Below are 2,668 nucleotides of genomic sequence, written 5' to 3' on the forward strand. Positions count from 1 at the left end.
ATTATGCAGCGCCCGCTCGGCGATGGCGACTGGACGCTGCCGGAGTAATATTGGGCCCGTACGGCCTATACTTTCACATCGCGACAACGTCAAAATCCCCCGGTGGCGCTAACGCTGACCGGGCTACGAGTCCGTGCAATTTGCCGGTTTTGTAGCCCGGACAGGCGCAACGCGCCGCCTCCGGGGAAGTCAGATTAATCGTTCTGCGCGGTCTGCGCGCCGCCTTTCAGCATCGCGTCGGCCATCTGCGCTTCGCGCTGCTTCTTATAGCTGAGCGCGGAAGCCGGAACCGGCATCACCTTCCCGGTTTCAATCCACGTTCTCAGGCGGCTGGCATCGGCAAAGTGGGTATATTTGCCAAATGCATCCATCACCACCAGCGCAACCGGGCGCTGATTAATCACCGTACGCATAATCAGACAGTGGCCCGCGGCGTTAGTAAAGCCGGTTTTGGTCAGCTGAATATTCCAGTTATCGCGGTACACCAGATGGTTGGTATTGCGGAACGGCAGCGTGTACGCCGGATGGGCGAAAGTCGCCATATCTTCTTTGGTGGTGCTCAGTTGACCAATCAGCGGATACTGTTCGCTGGCGATCAGTAGTTTGGTGAGATCGCGCGCGGTAGAAACGTTATGAATCGACAAGCCGGTAGGTTCAACGTAACGGGTACGCGTCATCCCCAGCGCCTGTGCTTTGGCGTTCATCGCGCGAATAAACGCATCGTATCCACCCGGATAGTGGTGCGCCAGGCTCGCGGCGGCGCGGTTTTCCGAGGACATCAGCGCCAGCAGCAGCATATTGCGGCGGCTGATTTCGCTGTTCAGGCGCACGCGTGAGTAAATCCCTTTCATTTCAGGCGTCTGGCTGATATCGACGGTCAGCATCTCATCAAGCGGCAGATGGGCATCAAGCACCACCATCGCGGTCATTACCTTGGTGATTGACGCCATCGGGCGAACCAGATCCGGCTGGCTGGCATAAATGATTTTTTTACTGGCAAGATCGACGATCATTGCGCTACCGGAAGCGATATCCGGCTGTGAAGCGGTAACCGCCGCATGGGTTTTAGCTATCGCCTGGGGCGCAAAAGGCACAACCAGCAGCAAAGTCAGGCTGAGCAAAGAAACTCGAAATTTGGTCATCGTGAGCATTCTGAAAAGTATTTTTGCACGTTATGAACGTACGCCGCGGCGTTGGGGTGGTAACGCCGCTGGCAAAAATCATCATACCCCGGCAGAACGCTGGCTGGCTAATAAGAATCGTGAACAAATGCTGCATTGCCGACATAAAAATCTATTTATGTCGGCAATAAGTTAATCAGAAGAGTCGATATCCGTAACCCCAGAGAATCACGGTGATGGCGAGCAGCACTTCCAGCACCAGCACCCCAATCGCCAGAGTGGAGCTGGCGAAGCTCAGCCCCTCTTCTTTATTGATACTCAAGAAGGTTGGAATGCCGAGATACAGCAGATAACCGGTATACAGCAGTGCGATGGTTCCGACCAGCGCGCACAGCCATACCAGCGGATAGAGCGCCACAATCCCGCTCAGGAAGATCGGCGTGGCGACATAACCGGCAAACACCATACAGCGTTTCAGAGAAGGCCGCTGCGGATAGCTTCTTGCCATCCACCAGATAACGCGCCCCATCACCGCCACCCCGGCGAGCATAACGGCGTAAAACAGCACAGCCAGCGCCAGCCCGGTCATCAGCGACAGTTTTACCACGGTGCCATCGCCGAAGTTCCAGCCCAGCTGCGTCGTGCCGATAAAGGCGCAGATAACCGGAACCGCCGCCATGACCAGCACATGGTGCGTATAGTGATGCGAAATGGTCTCGTTTTCGCTTTTGATAACGCTCATCTCTTGATTCGGATGAGAGAAGAGTCCCCAGACATGGTTCATAGCGTCCCCCTTGTCACGGCGTGGTACAGCACTGATCCAAGTATAATTCACCTTGCAGATTATTTTGTGTACAGCAATAAAAATGCGCTTCCCCGCATTTTTATCATCAGGGTGTATGATTAAGGGACTGACGTGTTAAGGAGTTTATCTTTATATGGATATCAATAACCTGATTTCCCAGTACGGCTACACGGCGCTGGTCATTGGCAGCATGGCGGAAGGCGAAACCATCACCCTGCTCGGCGGCGTGGCGGCACATCAGGGATTATTGAAGTTCTGGCTGGTGGTTGTCTCGGTCGCCCTCGGCGGGATGATCGGCGACCAGCTGCTTTACTTGCTCGGCAGACGCTTTGGCGGGCGCATTCTGCGGCGATTCTCGAGCCAGAAAAAGCGGATTCAGAAAGCCCAGCGCATGATTCAGCGACGCCCTTATCTGTTTGTGATTGGCACCCGTTTTATGTACGGCTTTCGGGTCATCGGGCCGCTACTGATTGGCGCCAGCCGCCTGCCGCCAAAGATCTTTCTACCACTGAATATTCTCGGCGCGATTATCTGGGCACTGATCTTTACCACCCTGGGGTATCTCGGCGGCGAAGCGATTGGCCCATGGCTGCATCATCTGGATGCGCATCTGAAACACTGGATCTGGCTGGTTCTGGTGGTCGTTCTGGTGGTTGCGGCGCACTGGTGGCTGAAGCGCCGCGAGGCGAAAAGGAAAGAGTGACGAGAGTTCCCGGAGGCGGTGCTGGCGCACCTGTCCGGG

The 2,668-nt window shown here is 55.5% G+C and carries 3 protein-coding genes; 1 reads left to right on the plus strand and 2 read right to left on the minus strand.

What is annotated here, in order from left to right; translation table 11 throughout:
- Positions 1 to 194 precede the first annotated feature (194 nt).
- Both pbpG and QVF11_RS08360 read right to left on the minus strand, forming a co-directional pair.
- Positions 195 to 1,142 (minus strand): D-alanyl-D-alanine endopeptidase, encoded by a 948-nt coding sequence (gene pbpG, locus QVF11_RS08355; RefSeq protein WP_287856280.1) that lies wholly within the window; start codon positions 1,140 to 1,142, stop codon positions 195 to 197.
- Between the two features lie 175 nt (positions 1,143 to 1,317).
- Complete coding sequence (locus QVF11_RS08360) at positions 1,318 to 1,905, minus strand: Yip1 family protein (protein WP_142512962.1); 588 nt, start codon at positions 1,903 to 1,905, stop codon at positions 1,318 to 1,320.
- Positions 1,906 to 2,059: 154 nt separating this feature from the next.
- Here QVF11_RS08360 and QVF11_RS08365 point away from each other — a divergent pair, with 154 nt between their 5' ends.
- Positions 2,060 to 2,629: a DedA family protein gene (locus QVF11_RS08365; RefSeq protein WP_287856283.1), complete on the plus strand. Its 570-nt coding sequence runs from the start codon at positions 2,060 to 2,062 to the stop codon at positions 2,627 to 2,629.
- Positions 2,630 to 2,668: the final 39 nt, after the last annotated feature.

The sequence above is a fragment of the Klebsiella sp. genome (assembly GCF_027492335.1).
In the GTDB taxonomy this organism is placed as follows: Bacteria; Pseudomonadota; Gammaproteobacteria; order Enterobacterales; family Enterobacteriaceae; genus Klebsiella; species Klebsiella huaxiensis.

Coding starts and splice junctions, on each gene's coding strand:
- pbpG (WP_287856280.1), bottom strand. CDS start 1,142: ATGACCAAATTTCGAGTTTCTTTGCTCAGCCTGACTTTGCTGCTGGTT.
- QVF11_RS08360 (WP_142512962.1), bottom strand. CDS start 1,905: ATGAACCATGTCTGGGGACTCTTCTCTCATCCGAATCAAGAGATGAGC.
- QVF11_RS08365 (WP_287856283.1), top strand. CDS start 2,060: ATGGATATCAATAACCTGATTTCCCAGTACGGCTACACGGCGCTGGTC.